Origin of the sequence: Streptomyces sp. NPDC015171 (genome assembly GCF_043079545.1) — a bacterium.
Classification (GTDB): Bacteria; Actinomycetota; Actinomycetes; order Streptomycetales; family Streptomycetaceae; genus Streptomyces.
The window spans coordinates 1-19,663 of record NZ_JBIBUO010000014.1 but is presented as its reverse complement, the minus strand read 5'-3'; the positions used below and the strand labels follow the sequence as shown (position 1 = coordinate 19,663).

General features: G+C 73.9%; 17 protein-coding genes. 11 read left to right on the top strand and 6 right to left on the bottom strand.

Going from position 1 to position 19,663, the window contains the following annotated elements; translation table 11 throughout:
- The first annotated feature begins 2 nt into the window (after positions 1-2).
- The 6 genes from ACF073_RS31230 to ACF073_RS31205 all read left to right on the top strand — a co-directional run bounded on the left by ACF073_RS31230 (position 3) and on the right by ACF073_RS31205 (position 7,551).
- On the top strand, positions 3-1,316 hold the full coding sequence (locus ACF073_RS31230) for an MFS transporter (RefSeq protein WP_392074781.1): 1,314 nt from the start codon (positions 3-5) through the stop codon (positions 1,314-1,316).
- The gene (locus tag ACF073_RS31225; RefSeq protein ID WP_392074780.1) at positions 1,313-4,336 is read left to right on the top strand and encodes a type I polyketide synthase; all 3,024 of its coding nucleotides are present in this window, start codon (positions 1,313-1,315) and stop codon (positions 4,334-4,336) included. Before ACF073_RS31230 ends, ACF073_RS31225 begins: the two co-directional genes overlap by 4 nt.
- Positions 4,333-5,124, top strand: coding sequence for a thioesterase II family protein (locus tag ACF073_RS31220; protein WP_392074778.1), 792 nt, complete (start codon positions 4,333-4,335; stop codon positions 5,122-5,124). Before ACF073_RS31225 ends, ACF073_RS31220 begins: the two co-directional genes overlap by 4 nt.
- A gap of 355 nt (positions 5,125-5,479) precedes the next feature.
- The gene (dhaK, locus tag ACF073_RS31215; protein WP_392074776.1) at positions 5,480-6,472 is read left to right on the top strand and encodes a dihydroxyacetone kinase subunit DhaK; all 993 of its coding nucleotides are present in this window, start codon (positions 5,480-5,482) and stop codon (positions 6,470-6,472) included.
- A gap of 67 nt (positions 6,473-6,539) precedes the next feature.
- The gene (gene dhaL, locus ACF073_RS31210; protein WP_392074775.1) at positions 6,540-7,148 is read left to right on the top strand and encodes a dihydroxyacetone kinase subunit DhaL; all 609 of its coding nucleotides are present in this window, start codon (positions 6,540-6,542) and stop codon (positions 7,146-7,148) included.
- Positions 7,141-7,551 carry a PTS-dependent dihydroxyacetone kinase phosphotransferase subunit DhaM gene (locus tag ACF073_RS31205; RefSeq protein ID WP_392074774.1) on the top strand — a complete coding sequence of 137 codons (411 nt, stop codon included), beginning with the start codon at positions 7,141-7,143 and terminating at the stop codon, positions 7,549-7,551. Before dhaL ends, ACF073_RS31205 begins: the two co-directional genes overlap by 8 nt.
- 17 nt (positions 7,552-7,568) lie before the next feature.
- On the opposite strand, the gene ACF073_RS31200 is transcribed toward ACF073_RS31205, so the two are convergent.
- A complete protein-coding gene (locus ACF073_RS31200; RefSeq protein WP_392074773.1) occupies positions 7,569-8,273 on the bottom strand; it encodes a glycoside hydrolase family 75 protein in 705 nt (234 codons plus the stop codon).
- Positions 8,274-8,701: 428 nt separating this feature from the next.
- On the opposite strand from ACF073_RS31200, the gene ACF073_RS31195 reads away from it, so the two are divergent.
- Together ACF073_RS31195 and ACF073_RS31190 are read left to right on the top strand one after the other, a co-directional pair.
- A complete protein-coding gene (locus tag ACF073_RS31195; protein WP_392074772.1) occupies positions 8,702-9,679 on the top strand; it encodes a fibronectin type III domain-containing protein in 978 nt (325 codons plus the stop codon).
- 198 nt (positions 9,680-9,877) lie between these two features.
- Positions 9,878-10,420, top strand: coding sequence for a hypothetical protein (locus ACF073_RS31190; protein ID WP_392074771.1), 543 nt, complete (start codon positions 9,878-9,880; stop codon positions 10,418-10,420).
- A gap of 82 nt (positions 10,421-10,502) precedes the next feature.
- Here the strand turns inward: ACF073_RS31190 and ACF073_RS31185 are convergent, their stop codons facing one another.
- Both ACF073_RS31185 and ACF073_RS31180 read right to left on the bottom strand, forming a co-directional pair.
- On the bottom strand, positions 10,503-11,060 hold the full coding sequence (locus ACF073_RS31185) for a PadR family transcriptional regulator (protein WP_392074770.1): 558 nt from the start codon (positions 11,058-11,060) through the stop codon (positions 10,503-10,505).
- Positions 11,061-11,098: 38 nt separating this feature from the next.
- On the bottom strand, positions 11,099-13,114 hold the full coding sequence (locus ACF073_RS31180; RefSeq protein WP_392074769.1) for an FAD-dependent oxidoreductase: 2,016 nt from the start codon (positions 13,112-13,114) through the stop codon (positions 11,099-11,101).
- Between the two features lie 165 nt (positions 13,115-13,279).
- Between ACF073_RS31180 and ACF073_RS31175 the strand changes: the two genes are divergently transcribed.
- Positions 13,280-13,693 carry a tautomerase family protein gene (locus ACF073_RS31175; protein WP_392074768.1) on the top strand — a complete coding sequence of 138 codons (414 nt, stop codon included), beginning with the start codon at positions 13,280-13,282 and terminating at the stop codon, positions 13,691-13,693.
- A gap of 4 nt (positions 13,694-13,697) precedes the next feature.
- Here ACF073_RS31175 and ACF073_RS31170 read toward each other — a convergent pair whose 3' ends face one another.
- The gene (locus ACF073_RS31170) at positions 13,698-14,069 is read right to left on the bottom strand and encodes a hypothetical protein (protein ID WP_392074767.1); all 372 of its coding nucleotides are present in this window, start codon (positions 14,067-14,069) and stop codon (positions 13,698-13,700) included.
- Positions 14,070-14,166: 97 nt separating this feature from the next.
- Positions 14,167-15,048: a hypothetical protein gene (locus tag ACF073_RS31165; RefSeq protein WP_392074766.1), complete on the bottom strand. Its 882-nt coding sequence runs from the start codon at positions 15,046-15,048 to the stop codon at positions 14,167-14,169.
- A 337-nt stretch (positions 15,049-15,385) separates the two neighbouring features.
- On the opposite strand from ACF073_RS31165, the gene ACF073_RS31160 reads away from it, so the two are divergent.
- On the top strand, positions 15,386-17,464 hold the full coding sequence (locus ACF073_RS31160) for a SpoIIE family protein phosphatase (protein WP_392074765.1): 2,079 nt from the start codon (positions 15,386-15,388) through the stop codon (positions 17,462-17,464).
- A 352-nt stretch (positions 17,465-17,816) separates the two neighbouring features.
- Here the strand turns inward: ACF073_RS31160 and ACF073_RS31155 are convergent, their stop codons facing one another.
- Positions 17,817-18,914 carry a hypothetical protein gene (locus ACF073_RS31155; protein WP_392074764.1) on the bottom strand — a complete coding sequence of 366 codons (1,098 nt, stop codon included), beginning with the start codon at positions 18,912-18,914 and terminating at the stop codon, positions 17,817-17,819.
- An 83-nt stretch (positions 18,915-18,997) separates the two neighbouring features.
- Between ACF073_RS31155 and ACF073_RS31150 the strand changes: the two genes are divergently transcribed.
- Positions 18,998-19,438: a MarR family winged helix-turn-helix transcriptional regulator gene (locus ACF073_RS31150; protein WP_392074763.1), complete on the top strand. Its 441-nt coding sequence runs from the start codon at positions 18,998-19,000 to the stop codon at positions 19,436-19,438.
- Positions 19,439-19,663: the final 225 nt, after the last annotated feature.

Below are 19,663 nucleotides of genomic sequence, written 5' to 3'. Positions count from 1 at the left end.
TCATGACGAACGGGACCACACCCCTCACCCCCGTCGCCCCGCCGCCCGGCATCCGGCGGCACCGGACCCTGCGCGTGCTCCTCGTGGCCGAGACCATCTCGATGCTCGGCACCCAGCTCAGCGCGGTCGCCATGCCCTGGCTCGTCCTGCAACTGACCGGCTCCGCCGGCGACATGGGGCTCGTCATGGCGTCCCAGCTGGCCGCCATCGCGGTGTTCGGCTTCTTCGGCGCCTCATGGACGGGACGCCTCGGACCGCGCGGCGTCATGCTCATCGGGGACACCGTCCGCGGCCCGCTGGTGGCGCTGCTGCCGGTGCTGTACTTCCTCGACTGCCTGAACACGGCCACGTTCGTGGTGGTGATGTTCGCGATCGGCGCGTTCTACGCCCCGTACGCGGCGAGTCAGCAGGCCATCCTGCCGGGCGTCGTCGGCGAGGACGAGCAACTGCTCGGCCGGGCCAACGCCGCCCTGCAGAGCGCGACCCGGCTCAGCGTGCTGCTGGGCCCCGTGCTCGGCGGCGTCCTCATCTCCCTGTTCGGCGCTCCCACGGTGCTGGTCCTGGACGCGGTGTCCTTCGCGTGCTCGGCCGTGCTGCTGCGCCTGTGTCTGCCGCGCACGCCGAGGACCGGCACGGTCCCGGCACGTCGTTCGCCCGCGGCCGGGTTCCGGGTGCTGATGCGGGACCGGCTGCTGGGCAGCTGGTCGGTGGCGCTGGCGCTCGGCGAGATGGCCTGGCAGGCGCTGTTCGCCCTGTTGCCGGTGATCGCCGTGTCGCGGGAGAACGGATCCTCCGTCGTCGCCGGCGCCCTGCTGACCGCCTTCGGCGGCGGCGCCCTCACGGGCACGCTGCTGGCCGGGCGGCTGCTGCGCCGGGTACCGGCGAGGAGGCTCGCCCTGACCGGCCGGGTCGCGCTGGGCGTGGGATTCCTCGCGCTGCCGCTGCCGCTCGGCGTGCCGGGCCTGGTCTGTCTGCTGGTGTGCGTGGGCTTCCTCAACGGCGTCTCCTCCGCGCCGGTCGCCACCGTCCGGGTCCTGCGGATCCCGCAGGCCCAGCGGCCCGAGGCGCTCACCGTCGCCACCGCGCTGGCGCTGATGGGCGGCACGGCGGGCTGGGTGCTGTCCGGCACGGTCGCCCAGAAGGCGGGACTGACCCCCGCCTTCTGGGGGCTGGCCGGCCTGCAGCTCGCGGCCGCCGCCCTGTTCGTGATCGGCGCCCTGGGCACCGCGTCCCCGGCGCCCGCGGTGTCCCCGGCGCCCGCGCCCGCCGACCCCGCCAAGGCCACTCGCACCGACCCCGCCAAGGATTCTCGATGACATACGACCAGCAGGAAGACCAGCACGACCTCGTCGCGGTGGTGGGCATGGCCGGCCGCTTCCCCGGCGCTGCGGACGTGGAGCGCTTCTGGGAGAACCTGTGCGCCGGCCGGGAGACGGTCTCCGTCCTGCCCGACCGCGCCGACCCGGCACATCCCGACTACGTGCCGGCCTACGGAGTGCTGGACGGGGCCGGCGAGTTCGACGCGGCCTACTTCGGACTCTCGGCCCACGACGCCCTCATCACCGACCCGCAGCAGCGGCTGCTGCTGGAGTGCGCCCACGAAGCACTCGAACGGGCCGGGCACGGCGGCGAGGACCGGCCGGTGACCGGTGTCTTCGTCGGCGCGGGGAACAACGGGTACGCCGAGGCGGTGCGCGCCCGCATCGACGAGCTGCCGTTCCTCGACGAATGGCGGCTGCGGCAGGCCACCGCGCCGGACTTCGTCAGCACCCGCATCGCCTACCACCTGGACCTGACGGGCCCGGCGCTGACCGTGCAGACGGCCTGTTCGACCTCTCTGGTGGCGGTGCACCTGGCGGTGCAGTCGCTGCTGAACGGCGAGTGCGACCTCGCCCTCGCCGGCGGCGCGAGCGTCGTCCCGCACCTGCCCCGCATGCGCTACACACCCGGCGGCATCGTCGCGGCCGACGGCCACTGCCGCGCGTTCGACGCCGACAGCGACGGTACGGTCGGCGCCAGCGCGGTGGGCGTGGTCGTACTGCGGCCCTTGACGGACGCGCTCGAGGACGGCGACCACGTGCACGCGGTGATCCGGGGTTCCGCGGTGAACAACGACGGCCGGCACAAGGCGGGCTTCACCGCGCCGAGCGTGGTGGGCCAGGCCGAGGTGATCCGACTCGCCCACGAGGCCGCCGGTGTCGATCCGGCCGAGGTGGGCTACGTGGAGGCGCACGGCACGGGCACCGCGCTCGGCGACCCGATCGAAGTGGCCGCGCTCAGCCGGGCCTTCGGGTCCGGAGCCGACCGCGAGGGCGGCCCCTGCCTGCTCGGTTCGGTGAAGACGAACATCGGGCACGCCGACTCCGCGGCGGGTGTGGTGGGCTTCATCAAGGCGGTCCTCAGCGTGGAGCACGGCGTCGTGCCGGCCACGCTGCACTACCGCCGGCCGAACCCCGCCATCGACTTCACCTCGTCCGCCTTCGAGGTCAGCGGTACCACGCGCCCGTGGCCGGCGGCGCGGCGGCGGATCGCCGGAGTCAACGCGCTGGGTGTCGGCGGGACCAACGCGCACGTGGTGCTGGAGCAGGCGCCGCCTCCCGTGGCCTCCGCCCCGGTCCATCGCCGGCAGCTGCTCGTGGTCTCCGGCCGGACCCCGGAGGCCGCAGACCTCGCGGCGAGCCGCCTGGCCGACCATCTGGTCGCACATCCGGAGACACACCTGGCCGACGCGGCCTGGACCCTGCAGTCGGGCCGCGCCCACCACACCCACCGCAGGTTCGCCGTCGCCGGCGACGCGCAGGAGGCGGTGTCCGCGCTGCGCGGCCGGGCATCGGCCGCGGGCGGCGCCTCCTCCGACGCCGAACAGGTCTTCCTCTTCCCGGGCCAGGGCGGCCAGCACGTCGGCATGACGGCCGAGTTGTACGACGCCGAGCCCGAGTTCCGCCGGCACCTGGACGAGGTGGCCGAGGCGGTGGCGGAGCCGCTCGGACTGGATCTGCGGGAGGTGCTGTATCCGGACACGGAGGCGCAGCGGGCGACCGCGGCGGAACGGCTCGCGACCATCGCCGTCGGCCAGCCGGCGGTGTTCGCGGTGCAGTACGCCACCGCCCGGCTGCTGACGTCCTGGGGGCTGCGGCCGAGCGCCGTCACCGGGCACAGTCTCGGCGCGTACGCCGCGGCCTGCGTGGCCGGGGTGTTCGCACCGGTGGACGCGGCCCGGCTGGTGGCCGAACGGGGCCGGCTCCTGGCCGCCCTTCCCGCCGGCGCGATGGCGGCCGTCCGGCTGCCGGAGGACGAGGTCGTGCCGATGCTCCCGGCGGACGTGACGATCGGCGCGGTGAACGGCCCGGGCCAGTGCACGGTCACCGGGCCGGCCGCGTCCGTCGCCCGTCTCGCGCGGGAACTGAGCGGCCGTGGGATCGAGGCACGGGTGCTGCGGATCGCCACCGCGGGCCACTCGCCGCTCGTGGAGCCGATCACGCGCCGCTTCGCCGAAGCGGTCGAGGCGGTGCCGCGCGAGCGGCCGGTGCTGCCGGTGCTCTCGGACACGACGGGGTCGTGGGCGGACCCCGAGGGGATCCGTACCGCCGACCACTGGATACGGCACCTGCGGCAGCCGGTCCGCTTCGGCGAGGTGCTGGACACCCTCTTCGGCACCCCGGACCAGGTCCTCGTCGACATCGGCCCGGGCCGCACCCTGGCCACGCTGGCCCGGCAGCACGCGCGCTACGACAGCAAGCAGGCCGTCGTCCATCTCGCCCCGCACCCGGCGGAGGAGGCCTCGGAGACGGCGACACTGCTGTCCGGGGTGGGCGAGCTGTGGACGCGCGGCGCACGGCCCGACTTCGCCGCGCTGCACGGCTCCCGGGCACGGCGCCGGGTGACGCTGCCGACGTACCCGTTCGAGCGCCGGAACCACCTGGTTCCCGCACCGGCCGAACCCGGCACGCCCGCCGGTCCGGCCGAACCGCACGGCCGGCCGGTGTCACCGCCGCCCGCGCCCGCCGCCGCCGCGCCGTCGGCCGCGGGGACGGCGCCGACGGACTCCGGGGCGCCGCGGGAGCGCCCGGCGGCGGAGCACCCGAGCGTGCTGGACGCCGTACTGGGCGCCTTCACACAGGCGCTCGGCTACCCGGACATCGACCCGCACGAAGGTCTCTTCGACCTCGGCGGTGACTCACTGACCGCGACCAAGCTCGCCGCGTGGGCCGCCGCCGCCTTCCACATCACCGTCAACGCCGGGGACGTCCTGCGCTCCCAGACCCCGGCGGCGCTGGCCGCGCTGCTCGAGGAGCGCGGGGCGGCATCCGATTCCACCGAGGAGACTCCCGCATGACCGCCCCTGTGCCGTCCGCCGCGCCGACCGGCACGCCCGGCCGCCGCAGCCCCTGGCTGACCGGCCGTGCCCCGGCCCAGGCCCCCGAGCGCCACCTGTACTGCTTTCCGCACTCCGGTGGGTTTCCCGGCGAGTACGTCCGCTGGGGACAGCAGTTGCCCGGCACCCAGGTGTACGGCGTATGCCCGCCGGGCCGCGGCGGCCGTGTGTCCGAAGCGCCGTTGACCGACCTGGACACCCTGGTGCGGGAGCTGCTCGACAGCACGGAGTTCGTACCGCCCTACGACCTGTTCGGGCACAGTCTCGGCGCGTTGGTCGCCTACGAGGTGACGCGGGAGCTGATCGCCCGGCGCCGCCCGCTGCCCGAGCGGCTCATCGTGTCGGCCTTCCCCGCACCGCACCTGCCGCGCCAGGCGGCCGGGCTGGCCGACACGCCGGACGGCGAACTGCTCGCGGTGCTCGACGAACGCCACGGCGGCATCCCGCCGCAGATCGCCGCCGACCCGGAGCTGCTGACGCTGCTGCTCCCGGTGTTCCGCGCGGACCTCACCCTGCTGGACAACTACCGCCACCGGGAGACCGGGCCGCTTCCGGTACCCCTGGTCGTGCTCGGCGGGGACGCGGACACCGTCACCGCCGAGGACCTCGAACAGTGGAAGGAGCACAGCACCGAGGCCGTACGGGTGCGCCGGTACCCGGGTGGTCACTTCTACTTCCGTGACGATCCGGCGCCACTCCTGAGCGTGCTCGCCCGACGGGACGGAGGGCACGCGCTTCCCACTCCGTGACGAAGTCCGGTCCGCCGCCGCGTCCGCGGGGCGCGGCGGCGGCGTGCCCCGCCCCGCACACGGCCACCGTCTCCGGAGCAGAGGTACCGCTACGCACCGTGACGGTGGGCCGTCGCAGGTGACCTTCGCTGCCGCAAGGTCGATACTGCCAGTAGACGAGACGGGCGGCTGCCTCGACCGGGTGGCCGCCAGTTCCTGACACGCGGTCACGAAAGTCAGCATGGAGTCAGCGACAGCCCGCCACGACCCGCCTCCGACGGCACCGGAGCGTCACGATCGATAACTGCCCCCGCCAACGGTGACCTGCGAAAACGCCGGTCCTGAGCCCTGGTGATAAGCTCACGAGGAGACACCCATGAGGATGCTGATCAACGTCCCGGAGACCGTCGTGGCGGACGCGCTGCGCGGCCTGGCGGCCGCGTATCCCGATCTGAACGTGGACGTCGAGAACCGGGTGATCGTCCGCCGGGACGCCCCCGTGGCCGGTCAGGTGGGGCTCGTCTCCGGCGGCGGCTCCGGGCACGAACCGCTGCACGGCGGGTTCGTCGGGCCGGGCATGCTCTCCGCCGCCTGCCCCGGGGAGGTCTTCACCTCGCCGGTGCCCGATCAGATGGCACGCGCCGCCGCGGCCGTCGACAGCGGCGCGGGTGTCCTGTTCATCGTGAAGAACTACACCGGTGACGTGCTGAACTTCGACATGGCGGCCGAGCTGGCCGAGGACGAGGGCATCCAGGTCGCCAAGGTGCTCGTCAACGACGACGTGGCGGTCACCGACAGCCTCTACACGGCCGGCCGGCGGGGCACCGGGGCGACGCTCTTCGTGGAGAAGATCGCGGGTGCCGCCGCGGCCGAGGGGCAGCCGCTGGAGCGGGTGGAGGCCATCGGCCGCCAGGTCAACGAGAACTCCCGCAGCTTCGGCGTCGCCCTCAGCGCGGTGACGACCCCGGCCAAGGGCAGCCCGAATTTCGATCTGCCGGACGGCGAGCTGGAGTTGGGCATCGGCATCCACGGCGAGCCGGGCCGGGAGCGGCGCCCGATGATGACTTCGGGGGAGATCGCCGACTTCGCGGTCAACGCCGTCGTGGAGGACTTGCCGCCGCGCGGCCCGGTCCTGGTGCTGGTCAACGGCATGGGCGCGACCCCGCTGCTGGAGCTGTACGGCTTCAACGCCGAGGTGCAGCGGGTGCTCGGCGAACGCGGCGTCGTCGTGGCCCGCACCCTCGTCGGCAACTACGTCACCTCCCTGGACATGGCGGGCGCCTCGGTGACGCTGTGCCAGGTCGACGAGGAGCTGCTGCGCCTGTGGGACGCGCCGGTGAAGACGCCGGCGCTGCGCTGGGGAATGTGATCCGGCGGGGCGGCCGGCCACCCGGTCCGGCCGCCCCGCCAACAGCCCTACCACGCAAGGAGATCCAGTGCTCGATGCCGATTTCTTCCGCCGTTGGATGACGGCGGCCGCCGCGTCCGTCGAACGTGAGGCGGACCGGCTCACCGCCCTCGACTCGGCCATCGGGGACGCCGACCACGGCAGCAATCTGCAGCGCGGGTTCCGGGCCGTGACGGCCACCCTGGAGAAGGAGGCCCCGGACACCCCGGGTGCCGTCCTGACGCTGGCCGGGCGGCAGTTGATCTCGACGGTCGGAGGTGCGTCGGGGCCGCTGTACGGCACCCTGCTGCGCCGGACCGGCAAGGCGCTCGGGGATGCCGCCGAGGTCGACCGGGAGCAGCTGGCCGCGGCGCTGCGCGCGGGGGTGGACGGGGTGACGACGCTCGGCGGGGCGGCGCCCGGCGACAAGACCATGGTCGACGCCCTGCTGCCGGCCGTGGACGCGCTCGGCACCGGGTTCGCCGCGGCGCGGACCGCTGCGGAGGAGGGCGCGCTGGCCACGACGCCGCTGCAGGCCCGCAAGGGCCGGGCGAGCTATCTGGGCGAGCGCAGCATCGGCCACCAGGACCCGGGGGCGACCTCGTCGGCGCTGCTGATCGCCGCGCTGGCCGACACGGCGGAGGCGGACGGTGAGTGACGAGAAGCTGGTCGGGATCGTGCTGGTGTCGCACAGCGCGGAGGTGGCCGCCTCGGTCGCCGAGCTGGCGAAGGGCCTGGCGGGCGGTGCCACCGCGGTGCCGGTGGCCGCGGCGGGCGGCACCGAGGGCGGTGGGCTCGGCACCAGCGCCGAGCTGATCTCCGCCGCCGCGGCGGCGGTGGACCGGGGTGCCGGGGTGGCGGTCCTCACCGACCTGGGCAGCGCGGTGCTCACGGTGAAGGCGCTGCTCGCCGAGGGCGACGAACTTCCGGACGGTACCCGCCTGCTGGACGCGCCGTTCGTCGAGGGCGCGGTGGCGGCGGTGGTCACCGCCGCCGCGGGTGCCGGTCTGGACGCCGTGGAGGCCGCGGCGGCGGAGGCGTACAGCTACCGGAAGGTGTGAGGGGCCCGGCGGGCTGGTCAGTCCTTCTCGATGAAGTGCCTGGCCAGCCGCCTTCCCACCTCCGTCGCCTCCTTGCGGGACTCGATGGGGCGGATCCGGGAGTTCCGGAAGACGATGTAGGTCACGCCGGAGGCCACCCCGCCGTTGATCGGGTTGGCCCGGATGCCGAGGGCCCGGGCGGTGGCGTAGGAGGCCTCGCCGATGAGGTCGCGCGGGCCGGTGTCGCCGACGATCGCGTACTGCACCCGGTCGCGGTAGATCACGGCGGCCACGGAGCCGCCGCGCACACCGGACGTCCGGGGGTTCCAGCGCTTGCTCGGCGCGGGGACCACGATGTACGGCAGCCGCTCGGCGTTCAGCTGGCGGCCGTCGGCCTGCTGGAAGGCGGTGGTGGCGGCGAACAGCGGGTCGGTGCCGCGGTTGCAGCGGGCGGTGGGCCGGCCGTCGCAGTCGATGTCCAGGTCGGCCTTCCAGAAGACGATGTCGCGGTTGCCGCAGACGCGGATGGTCGCGGGGCTGTCGGCGTCGGTGCGGAACCGGCCCCGGGAGGGCTGGGTGCACGCGTGGGCCCTGGCGAGCAGGTCGGCGGCGGTGACCTCGTGTTTGTCACGGGACGCGGCGGGCCGCTGGGGCGGCGGGACGGCGGTGGCCGGGACGGGCAGCACTGCCGGGGCGAGCAGGGCGGCGCCGGCCGTGGCGAGCGACAGGGACGTGACACGCACGATGAGGGACCCTCTCGTCGGGAACATGGGGGACAACCAGCCCACTGTGCTGCGGGGGCGGCCACCCGGCCATCGGGGCCGCCGCGAAGGGGCCGGATGGAGCACGCTTCTGACACTCTGTCAGGGGACAGCGCGGGACCGGCGCGGGCAGGCGTCGGGGGCCGGGACAGCGGGGGCCGGGGATCCGGGCCGGAGGCCGGACCGGATCCCCGGCCACCCGTGCCGGCGCGGGATCGGCGACGACAGCGTGTCCGCGCCGCAGGCCGAACTGCCCACCTCTCGGGGGCAGTTCGGCCGTAGAGGGGCTCAGCATACGTAACGTCCGGGGATCCTCACCAACGCGGCCCCCTTGCTGTGGCCGCCCCGGCCGGGCCATATTGGTCCGGACCTTTGCGTGATGTCCAGGCCGTCCCCGGGGAGGCAGAGCCGTGCGACGCGTTCCTCTTCCGTCCGTGCTGGCCTGCGGGATGCTGCTGCTCGTCGCGTCCTGCGGCTGGAGCCGGGCCGACGACGGCGGCGGGGAAGGCCGGGTACCCGGCGCCCCGGCCGGGGTCACGGCCGCCGCGGGCAGCGCCACGAGCGTGCACGTGATGTGGAACGCGGCGCCGGGGGAGGCCGGGGTCCGCGCCTACGAGGTCTACCGCGGCACCACGAAGGTGGTCGACGTACCGGGTTCGCAGCACATGGTGGACGTCACCAGGCTCAGGCCGTCCACTCAGTACGCCTTCACCGTGCGGGCCCGGGGTGCCGGGGACCGGCTGGGTCCGCCGAGCCGGACGGTGCGGGCGCGGACCCCGGCCGCCGCCGCAGCGGACCGCTCGGCGCCGACCCGGCCGAAGGACACCACCGGGCGGACCGTCAGCAGCCGCGCGGTCCAGCTGTCCTGGGGCGCGTCCCGGGACGACCGGAGTGTGGTGTCGTACGACGTCTACCAGGGCGGCGTGAAGATCCACAGCGTCGGCGGGAACCAGACCGCCACCGTCGTCACCGGCCTGCGCCCCGGCAGCCGGTACGTTTTCACGGTCCGCGCCCGGGACGCCGCGGACAACCTCTCCCCCGCCGGCTCACCGGTCCGCCTCACCACACCGGGCCGCGACGACGGCCGCGACACCGCGCCGACCGGGTTCACGGCCACGACCCACCGGGCCGACGGGGCCTGCTACATCGACCTCGCCTGGGATCCGCCGCGGGCCGACGGTGTGATCACCGAGTACCAGATCCAGCTCGACGGCACCGCGGCCACCTCGCTGGTCTGGGGCGGCACACCGCCGCGCGGCCGGGCGCACCACAGCTTCTACGCGGGCACCGCCGCCGGCGAGGAGCACCGGGTGCGGCTGCGGGCGCGGCTGCCTGACGGCACCTGGGGCGGCTACTCGGCGCTGCGGACGGTGACCACGGGCCGCTGACCGCGTCCCCGGGCCGCGGCGTTCCCCGGCGCCCGCCTGCCGGGGTGCGCCGGTCGACGGAATCCGTCACCTGACCGGGCCCGCTCCGCGTGCGGGCGGACCCGGGACCGCGTTGGCTGCGGTTGAGGCAGCACGGGCGTATCCGACCCTCGGCGGCGCATCGGACGTACCGCCAACCGTGCCGTCGGAGGTCAGACCATGCACAACTCGCGACTCCTGCTCCGCTCCGGCCTGACCCTGGCGGCCGCCGCCGCGGTCCCGGCCGCGCTCGCCGGGCCGTCCGCCGCGGTCTCGGGCATCTCGGTCAGCACCACCGGCTCCACGGTCTCCGTGGTCACCAGCGCCTGCACCCAGATCAACAGCAGCTGGGGCACCGCCGCCCTGCTCGCCAACGGGCAGTCGAGCTTCTCCCAGGGCCGCCAGGTGACCCTGTCCGGCACGACCGTCAGCCAGTCGGCGGCCTGGTCCGGGGTGAGCCCGGGAACGTACACCGTGGTGGTGGTCTGCTCCAGCGGCACCACCGCAGGCAGCCAGTCGGTGATCGTCTCCGGGGCCGCCTCGCGCCCGACGATCTCGGCGACCTCCAGCCCGGCACCGTCCCGGGGCGTGATGGGCGGCCTCGGAGGCGCGGCACGCGACTACGGCCCGCTGACCCTCGGCGTGGGCGCGGCCCTGGTCGGTGCGGGCGTCGTCGCCACGGGCTGGGTCCTGCGCCGCCGCTCGAAGCCGTACCGGCTCTGACAGCCGGACCGGGGCCGCCGGCCGTACCGCGCCGGGCGGCCCGGGCGGCCGTACCGGCCGTGCGCGAGCGCACCGCCGGGCGTCAGCTCCGCTCCGGCCCCTCCCCCGGCAGTTCGCCGAACTCGGCGAGGGCCTGGGTGAGCCACCCGGTCCAGAAGGTCTCCAGGTCGATGCCCGCCCGCAGCACCAGATGGCGCAGCCGGTCCTCCGGGGTGTCCCGGTCCGGCGGGAAGTCGCGCTGCTCGATCTCCTGGTACTCGGCCAGCTGCCGCCGGTGCAGCTCCAGATGGCGGCGCAGATCGGCGTCGAGGCCCGCCGTGCCGACCACGGCAGCGGCGCGCAGCCGCAGCAGCAGCGGATCCCGCAGGGTCCGGGGATCCTGCGGTGCGGCGGTCCAGCGGGCCAGTTCGGCGCGGCCGGCCGGCAGGACCTCGTAGCTCTTGCGCTGCCCGCGGGCGGGCTGCTCGGCCGGCAGCGTGCGGATGAACCCCTCGCCCTCCAGCTTCCCCAGCTCCCGGTAGATCTGCTGGTGGGTCGCCGACCAGAAGTAGCCGATCGACTTGTCGAACCGGCGGGTCAGCTCCAGCCCCGACGAGGGCTTTTCCAGCAGGGCGGTGAGGATCGCGTGCGGGAGTGACATGGGCTCATCCTAAGGACGGGGCCGGGACGCGCCCGGCGCTACAGCGCCGCCGCCAGCTCCGTGCCCTGCTTGATGGCGCGCTTGGCGTCCAGTTCGGCCGCGATGTCCGCGCCGCCGATCAGGTGTGCGCTGCGCCCGGCGGCGATCAGCTCCTCGTACAGGTCGCGGCGCGGCTCCTGGCCGGTGCAGAGCACCACCGTGTCGACTTCGAGGACGGTGCTCTCCTCGCCGACGGTGATGTGCAGTCCGGCGTCGTCGATCCGGTCGTAGCGCACGCCCGGCACCATGGTCACGCCCCGGTGCTTCAGCTCGGCGCGGTGGATCCAGCCGGTGGTCTTGCCGAGGCCGGCGCCGACCTTGGTGGTCTTGCGCTGGAGCAGGTGGACCTGGCGGGGCGGGGCCGGCCGCTGCGGGGCCGCGAGGCCGCCGGGTGCCGCGTAGTCCATGTCGACGCCCCAGGCGCGGAAGTACGTCTCCGGGTCCTCGCTCGCCTTGTCGCCGCCGTCGGTGAGGAACTCGGCGACGTCGAAGCCGATGCCGCCGGCGCCGAGGACGGCCACGCGGTCGCCGACCGGGGCTCCGTCGCGCAGCACGTCGAGGTAGCCGAGGACACGGGGGTGGTCGGCGCCGGGGATGTCCGGGATGCGCGGGGAGACGCCGGTGGCGACGACGACCTCGTCGTAACCGTCCAGATCGGCGGCGCCCACCCAGGTGTCCAGGCGTACGTCGACGCCGTGCGCGTCGAGCTGGTGGCGGAAGTAGCGCAGCGTCTCGTCGAACTCCTGCTTGCCGGGCACCTTGCGGGCGACGTTCAGCTGTCCGCCGATCTCGGCGGCCGCGTCGAAGAGGGTGACGGTGTGCCCGCGCTCGGCGGCGGAGACCGCGCAGGCGAGGCCGGCCGGACCGGCGCCGACCACGGCGACGCGCTTCGTCAGCCGGGTCGGGGCGAGCACCAGCTCGGTCTCGTGGCAGGCGCGCGGGTTGACCAGGCAGGAGGTGATCTGCCCGCTGAAGGTGTGGTCGAGGCAGGCCTGGTTGCAGCCGATGCAGGTGTTGATGGCCTCCGGGGTGCCGGCGGCGGCCTTGGCGACGAAGTCGGGGTCGGCGAGCATCGGGCGGGCCAGGGAGACCATGTCCGCGACGCCGCCGGCCAGCAGTTCCTCGGCGAGTTCCGGGGTGTTGATGCGGTTGGTGGTCACCAGGGGCACGGAGACCTCGCCCATCAGCTTCTTGGTGACCCAGGTGTAGGCGCCGCGCGGCACGGAGGTGGCGATGGTGGGGATGCGGGCCTCGTGCCAGCCGATGCCGGTGTTGATGATGGTGGCCCCGGCGGCCTCGACGGCCTTGCCCAGGGTGATCACCTCGTCCAGCGAGGAGCCGCCCGGGACCAGGTCCAGCATGGACAGCCGGTAGATGATGATGAAGTCCTCGCCGACGGCCTCGCGCACCCGCCGGACGATCTCGACGGGGAACCGCATCCGGTTCTCGTACGAGCCGCCCCAGCGGTCCGTGCGGTGGTTGGTCTGCGCGGCGATGAACTCGTTGATGAGGTAGCCCTCGGAGCCCATGATCTCCACGCCGTCGTAGCCGGCCTGCCGGGCGAGGCGGGCGGTACGGGCGTAGTCCTCGATGGTCCGCTCGATGTCGGCCTCGGTCAGCTCACGGGGCACGTACGGGCTGATCGGGGCCTGGACGGGGCTGGGCGCGACCAGGTCCTCGTGGTACGCGTACCGGCCGAAGTGCAGGATCTGCAGGGCGATCCGGCCGCCCTCGCCGTGCACGGCCCCGGTGATCCGCCGGTGCTCCTCGGCCTCCGCCTCGGTGGTGAGCTTGGCTCCGCCGCCCCACGGCCGCCCCTCCTCGTTGGGCGCGATGCCGCCGGTGACGATCAGCCCCACTCCCCCGCGGGCGCGGGCCGCGTAGAACGCCGCCATCCGCTCGAAGCCGTGCTCGGCCTCTTCAAGGCCGACGTGCATGGAGCCCATGAGCACGCGGTTGGGCAGCGTGGTGAAGCCCAGGTCGAGCGGGGTCATCAGGTGCGGGTAACGGCTCATGGGGCCCTCCGTGCGCGGTGTCGTCACTCCCTGTTGTAGAGGAAGCCCCCCGCTTTATGCAACTAGTTGCACAACCGGGAGGGGGTGACTCCAGCCACTCTGTACCTACTAGTATGTACAGCCTCCGGGCGACCGACCCGCCCCCGAACCGGAAGGACGCCTCGCATGCCCTTCGTCCGCATCGACACCCTCGGCACCGACCCCGCCCGCCTCGACGCGCTCGGCCGGGCCGTCCAGGACGCCCTCGTGGAGAGCCTCGGCGTCCCGCCCGAGGACCGCTTCCAGGTGCTGACCGGCCACGACGGAGTCACCAGCACCCTGCGCCACGGCGACTACCCCGGCGTGCGCCGGGACGACTCGCTGGTGTTCGTGGCGATCACCCTGCGCGCCGGGCGCGACGCGGACCGCAAGCGGGCGATGTACCGCAGGATCGCCGAGCTGGTGCACGAGCGCACCGGCACCGAGCCGCGCAACGTGTTCGTCACCCTGACCGAGAACGGCGACGCCGACTGGTCCTTCGGGCACGGCCTGGCGCAGTACGCCCCGGCCGACGGGGAGCCGGCCGGGGCGCTGCCCTGATCGTTCAGCGGCTCTCCAGGCGCAGGTGCAGGTCCCGCTCCTGGTCGCCCGAGGCCGTACAGGTCTCCCGGACGGTGAACATCGAGTCCAGGGTGGTGCGGAACCGGTCCACGGCCCAGTAGCCGCCCTGGACGTCCGCCTGGACGGACGCGTCGAGGTGGACCGGAGGGCACCCCGATCCGCGGACGTCCGCGACGTCGTACGTGCCGAGCCAGACCATGGGCCGGGTCTCGTGCAGCTGCTGCGGGTCCTCGTGCTCACCCCGGTCGGAGGCGAAGCAGGACCCCAGCGCGTCGAAGACCAGGCGGGCGTCCTCCTTGGAACCGCTGATCTCCACCGTGACGGTTTCCGGATGCGACCGCTCCGTGCGTGCCATTGATCGCTCCTTTCATGGACCGCGCCGCGATGGCAGGGAGGTACCCCGTCTGACCGCGTCCATGCTCAGCAAAGCACCGCGGGGCACCGCGCACACCTCAGCCGCGGGAGAACTTGTACGTCTTGCTGTCCGTCAGCACGCAGAAGCCGGGCGAGACCACGATCACCCGCAGGACCCCGCTGCGGCGGTCGTAGTCGATGCCCTCCGCCTCGAAGGTGCCCGGACAGGCGCTGCGCAGCGGCAGCTGGCGCAGGGCGGTGACATGCCCGGAGACATCGCCGGAGCCGTTCGGCGCGGCCGACAGGTCGACCTGGAGGAGCGGCTTGGCGAAGCCGAAGAGGCTGCCCTCGGGGTCGTCGGAGGAGCACAGCAGGGTGGTCGGTCCGGAGAAGTCGCAGCCCTGGACGTCGCGGACGGCGTGGTCCAGGCGGACGGTCGCGGCCCGCGGCAGATCGGCCGAGGGCGAGGTGGCCGGGTTGACGCCCGGGGTCGGGAAGACCAGCAGGCGGTCCATCGTGCCGTACTCGCCCGAGAGCATCCACTGGCCGTCGGGCGAGATCGCGACCCAGGAGTTGTTCAGCGCCTCGCCCGCGCTCAGCGTGTGCACGTACTCCGACCAGGCCCCGCCGGGCGCCTGCACGCGGAACATCTTCGCGTTGCCGGAGTCCCGCTGGTAGGGCTCGATGTAGTAGCCGTTGTACGAGGCGTCCGGGTCGCCGACGTGGTTCCAGCCGCGGCTGGAGACGCCGATCGGGATGGTGCCTATGCCGGTGTACCGGTTGGGGCTGTTCGCCGGCACCTCCACCGAGGCCAGGCCCTGGCTCTCGGTGAGCGGTTCGGCGCGGTCGGAGCCGGTCTCGGTCCAGGTGTCGGCCGCGCTGGCGGGTGCGGGCGCGGCGAGGGACACGACGGCGGCGGCGGCGAGGGTGACGAGTCCGGCGAGGACTGCGTGACAACGTTGCCTGGCGGACGCGGGCATGGCCGACTCCTCGGGCGGGGGGCGGGGGGCAGCGGACGGGTGCGCGGGACACCCGGTCGGCCGACAGTCTGGCGTGGCGTCGTAGTCATGTACAGACCAATAGAGCAACATGAGCGTGAACTCTCACGGCCCGCCGGAACCCGCTGTACGGTCTCGGCAAGGGGCCCCGATCCCGCGCCCGCCTCCGGCGCGGCGACTTCGGCGGACGTCCGCCGAGGTGTTGAGAGATGGTGGAGGTAGGCGAAGGGCGCGGAGAGTCGGGTGTGAGCGCGGTAGAACAAGGGGAGTCGGCACGGGGGACGGCGTGCCGTGCGGACGGGCGAAGGCGGTGCGTGGCATGAGTGCAGCCGAGGCTCCGGTGACGGAGAGCGGCGAGCCGGCGCGCGGGCCGGTGCGTCCGGGCGGTCTGCTCGATGTACTGGGCGTGGCCTCCGTGGTGCTGGACACCGACGGCCGCATCGTGCTGTGGAGCCCGCAGGCGGAGGAACTGTTCGGCTACACGGCGCAGGAGGCCCTCGGTGAGTTCGCCGCGCGGCTGATGGTGCACGAACGCCACATCCAGCTGGTCGGCAGGCTCTTCGCCGACGTGATGCGCACCGGGCAGAGCTGGGCCGGCGGCTTCCCGATCCGGCACAAGGACGGCAGCACCCGGCTGGTGGAGTTCCGCAACATGCGGCTGCTCGACGACCGGGGGGACGTCTACGCCCTCGGCCTGGCCGCCGACCAGTCGACCGTGCGGCGGCTGGAGCAGGACGTGGCGCTGTCCGAGCGGATGGTGCGGCAGTCGCCGATCGGCTACGCCGTGCTCGACAACGACCTGCGGTTCGTCTCCGTCAACCCGGCGCTTGAGCGGCTGAGCGGGGTGCCGGCCGCCGAGCACGTGGGCGGCAGGCTGCCCGAGGTGCTGCCGCTGATGAACGCCGACGCCTGGGAGACCGCGGCCCGGCGGGTGCTGGACACGGGGGAACCGCTGATCGCCGACACCCTCGTCGGCCGCACCCCGGCCGACCCGGACGAGGACCACACCTGGTCGCACTCCCTGTACCGGCTGGAGGACGCCGGCGGCAATGTGCTCGGTGTGGCGGTCTCCCTGCACGACATCACCGAGCAGCACCGGGCCTCGGTGGAGGCGGAGGCCGCGCGGCGCCGGCTCGCGGTCGTCGCGGACGCCTCCGCGCGGATCGGTACGACACTGGAACTGGAACGCACCGCCTGCGAGCTGGCCGAGGTCGCCGTGCCGGAACTGGCGGACGTGGCGGCGGTCGACCTGCTGGACGCGGTGGTCGAGGGCCGGCCCAGCACCCTGGGCCCTTCCGAGTCGGCGGTGATCCGCGCGCTCGCCCTGCGCCCGACGGAGGGCACCGAGGCGGTACGGGCCGCCGACCCGCCCGGCCGGATCGCCCGGTACGCACCCGACCGCCTGGTCACCGAGTGCGTACGCACCGGCGAGACGGTGCTGGTGCCGCAGGTGAAGGACGAGGACCTGCCGCGCATCGCCCGCTCCCCCGAGGCGGCCGTCCTGCTCGGCCGCGCGGGCCTGCACTCCTACCTCGCCGTACCGCTGATCGCGCGCGGCGTGGTGCTGGGCGCGCTCGACCTCAAGCGCACCCGCAATCCGGCGCCCTTCGACGAGGACGACGTCCTGCTGGCGCGGGAGCTGGCCGCCCGCGCTGCGGTGCAGATCGACAACGCGCGCTGGTACCAGAACGCCCGCAACACCGCGCTCACCCTGCAGCGCAGCCTGCTGCCCAGCCATCCGCCGGTCACCACCGGCCTGGAGGTGGCTTCCCGCTACCAGCCGGCGGGTGCCACCAGCGAGGTCGGCGGGGACTGGTTCGACGTCATCCCGCTGGAGGGGGGCAAGACCGCACTCGTCGTCGGGGACGTGATGGGCAGCGGCATCAGCGCCGCCGCCACGATGGGCCGGCTGCGCACCGCGACGCTCACGCTGGCCGCCCTCGATCTCGACCCGGCGCGGCTGCTGGAGCACCTGGACAAGACCACCTCGGCCCTCGACCACTCCATCGCGACCTGCGTGTACGCCGTCCACGACCCGCATCTGCGCCAGTGCCGGATCGCCAACGCCGGCCATCTGCCGCCGGCCCGGGTCCGGCCGGGCAGGCCCCCGGAGCTGCTCGGCCTGCCCACGGGGGTGCCGCTGGGGGTGGGCGGGGTCGAGTTCTCCACCGTCACGGTCGACTTCGCACCCGGCGACGAGTTGGTCTTCTACACCGACGGCCTGGTGGAGACCCGCCGGCACTCGCTGGACGAGCGCCTGGACTTCCTCCTGTCCCTGCTCGACGACCCGGCCCGCCCGCTGGAGGAGGTCTGCGACCTGCTCCTGCGCACACTGCACCACCCCGACAACCACGACGACGTGGCCCTGCTGATCGCCCGGGCGCAGGAGCTGGATTAGCGGCCGGCACCGGCGGGGCCGCCGCCGGAGCCCCCTGCGGCGAACCCGCCGGCGGGACCTGGGGCGGCGCACCGACCGCCACCAGCGCGGACGGGAGCCTCGCGCACCGCCGGACGGGCCGGGTCGGACGCGCGTCCGTGACCGCCTGTACGGCGGCCGGGTCCTGGCGTTCGCCGGGCCCGGTCGGCAGGCAGCCGCCGGGGGCGGGCCACTCGGGCGCCCCGGCGGCCGGCCGGCGCAATACGTCCGGGGAGGATCCGGCCGAAACGGCCGCGGTCCGCGCTCCTCCCCCGCCGCGGGGGTGCCGTCCGGCGCCGGGCGACTCGTCCCCCGCGGTGGGGTTGCCGGCCGCTCAGACCCCGACCGTCTCCTCGACCTCTTCCTCGGCCTCCTCCTGGGCTTCCGCCGCCTCCGCTGCGGCTTCCCGCCCGGCGCCGTGCTCGGGCTCGGCCGCCCTGGCGGCGTCGGTCCTGGGCGCGGCGTGGGCGGCTGCCCGGCGGGGGCGCTCCCAGACGGCGGCGAGCGCGGTCGCCGCGAGGCCGACCAGGAACCAGACCGCCAGGGTCAGGACGGGGCGGGCGAGGCCGTCGTCGGCGAAGTAGAGCAGGCTGCGGACGCCCTCGACGAATCCGGCGCCGTTCCAGAAGGCGTGCAGGGTGCCGAAGAAGCCGTTCTGGAGTTCGGGCCGGAAGAGGCCGCCCGAGCTCGTGAAGTTGAGCATCACGAACAGCACCATCATGGTCAGCGTGGTCCACCGCTTCAGGAAGGTGTGCAGGCCGACACCGATGAGGAGGATGCCCGCCGAGTACAGCGAGGCCATGCCCCACACGCTCGCGAGGTCGTGGTGGGCGAGGTGGAAGACCGGCCCGGCGAGCAGCGCGCCGATACCGCCGACGACCACGGCCACGCCGAGCGCCAGCAGCGCCCGTACCCGCATGGCGAGACCCGCGCCCGCGGCACCGAGCGCGGCGACCGAGGCGTACGAGCCGATGCTGACCGCGATCAGCAGGAAGAACAGGCCCTGGCCGGTGGGGTCGTCGGCGACCGGGGCGGCCACGTCGGTGACCTTCAGCGGGGCGCCCTCCTTGGCGGCCACCGGTGTGAACACCTTCTCCACGGCGGTGGCACCCATGTCGGAGGCGGCGCTCGCCACCAGCAGCTCGGGCGCCTTGGCACCCGGCACATAGGCGCCGGTCACCTCGCGGGACTTCAGCAGCTCGACGGCGTCGGCACGGTGGGCCACCGTACGGACGTCGAGCTTGTCACCCGCGGTGTCCTTCACCGTCTGCGCGAAGACCTTCGCCTCGGGTCCCGTACCGACGATCGCCACCGGCATGTGGTGCGGCTCCGGGGTGACGAACGCCCCCATATACGCGAGCCCCATACCTATGCACATCAGCAGCGGGGTGATCAGGTGTGTGAGCACATGGCGCAGCGCCGGCGACCTCATCGAGCGCGACCTCCAAAGGTTGGCTTATACAACTCTCAGTTCAAGTTGTACTATACAACTAGAACCCCGGAGGAGGTATTCCCGTGACCGCAGCGGAGTCGGCCGTCGAGACGATCCAGCGCGAGATGACCATCTTCGCCCGCCGGGCCCGCGCCTCGGCGGGCCGCATGCACCCCGAGCTGTCCCTGGTCTCGTACACCCTGCTCGGCCATCTGGAGGAGCGCGGCGGCTGCCGGGCCACCGACCTCGCGGCCCACTACGCCCTGGACAAGTCCACGGTGAGCCGCCAGGTGGCGGCGCTGGAGCGGTCCGGCCTCATCGAGCGGCGCCTGGACCCGGAGGACCACCGGGTCCAGGTGCTGCATCTGACGGAGGCCGGCGAGGAGATCCTGGCCCAGGTCACCCACAGCCGCCGGGCCGCTTTCCGGGAACGGCTCGCCGACTGGCCGGAGGAAGACCTGGTGCGGTTCGCGGCCTACCTGGAGCGCTACAACGCGGGGGCGGGCGGCGCCGCCCCGGAGTGAGGGATCACCGACCACCCGGGCTAGGGGCGGCGTACGGGGGCTATGGGTGGGCTACGGGGCGGAGGGGCCCCTTGCCCCGGGGCTGAGGGGGCTCGGGGCTGCGGGGCCACGGGGCTCGGGGCTGAGGGGGCTAGGCAGTGTCTTCAAATGATCTTGCCTGGTGGATCATGGTGGCGTGATACGTCGTCATGAACTGTCTGATGCCGAGTGGGAGTTCGTCCGGCC

Coding starts and splice junctions, on each gene's coding strand:
- ACF073_RS31160 (WP_392074765.1), top strand. CDS start 15,386: ATGAGTGCAGCCGAGGCTCCGGTGACGGAGAGCGGCGAGCCGGCGCGC.
- ACF073_RS31165 (WP_392074766.1), bottom strand. CDS start 15,048: ATGCCCGCGTCCGCCAGGCAACGTTGTCACGCAGTCCTCGCCGGACTC.
- ACF073_RS31230 (WP_392074781.1), top strand. CDS start 3: ATGACGAACGGGACCACACCCCTCACCCCCGTCGCCCCGCCGCCCGGC.
- ACF073_RS31180 (WP_392074769.1), bottom strand. CDS start 13,114: ATGAGCCGTTACCCGCACCTGATGACCCCGCTCGACCTGGGCTTCACC.
- ACF073_RS31220 (WP_392074778.1), top strand. CDS start 4,333: ATGACCGCCCCTGTGCCGTCCGCCGCGCCGACCGGCACGCCCGGCCGC.
- dhaK (WP_392074776.1), top strand. CDS start 5,480: ATGAGGATGCTGATCAACGTCCCGGAGACCGTCGTGGCGGACGCGCTG.
- ACF073_RS31170 (WP_392074767.1), bottom strand. CDS start 14,069: ATGGCACGCACGGAGCGGTCGCATCCGGAAACCGTCACGGTGGAGATC.
- ACF073_RS31185 (WP_392074770.1), bottom strand. CDS start 11,060: ATGTCACTCCCGCACGCGATCCTCACCGCCCTGCTGGAAAAGCCCTCG.
- ACF073_RS31225 (WP_392074780.1), top strand. CDS start 1,313: ATGACATACGACCAGCAGGAAGACCAGCACGACCTCGTCGCGGTGGTG.
- ACF073_RS31175 (WP_392074768.1), top strand. CDS start 13,280: ATGCCCTTCGTCCGCATCGACACCCTCGGCACCGACCCCGCCCGCCTC.
- ACF073_RS31155 (WP_392074764.1), bottom strand. CDS start 18,914: ATGAGGTCGCCGGCGCTGCGCCATGTGCTCACACACCTGATCACCCCG.
- ACF073_RS31190 (WP_392074771.1), top strand. CDS start 9,878: ATGCACAACTCGCGACTCCTGCTCCGCTCCGGCCTGACCCTGGCGGCC.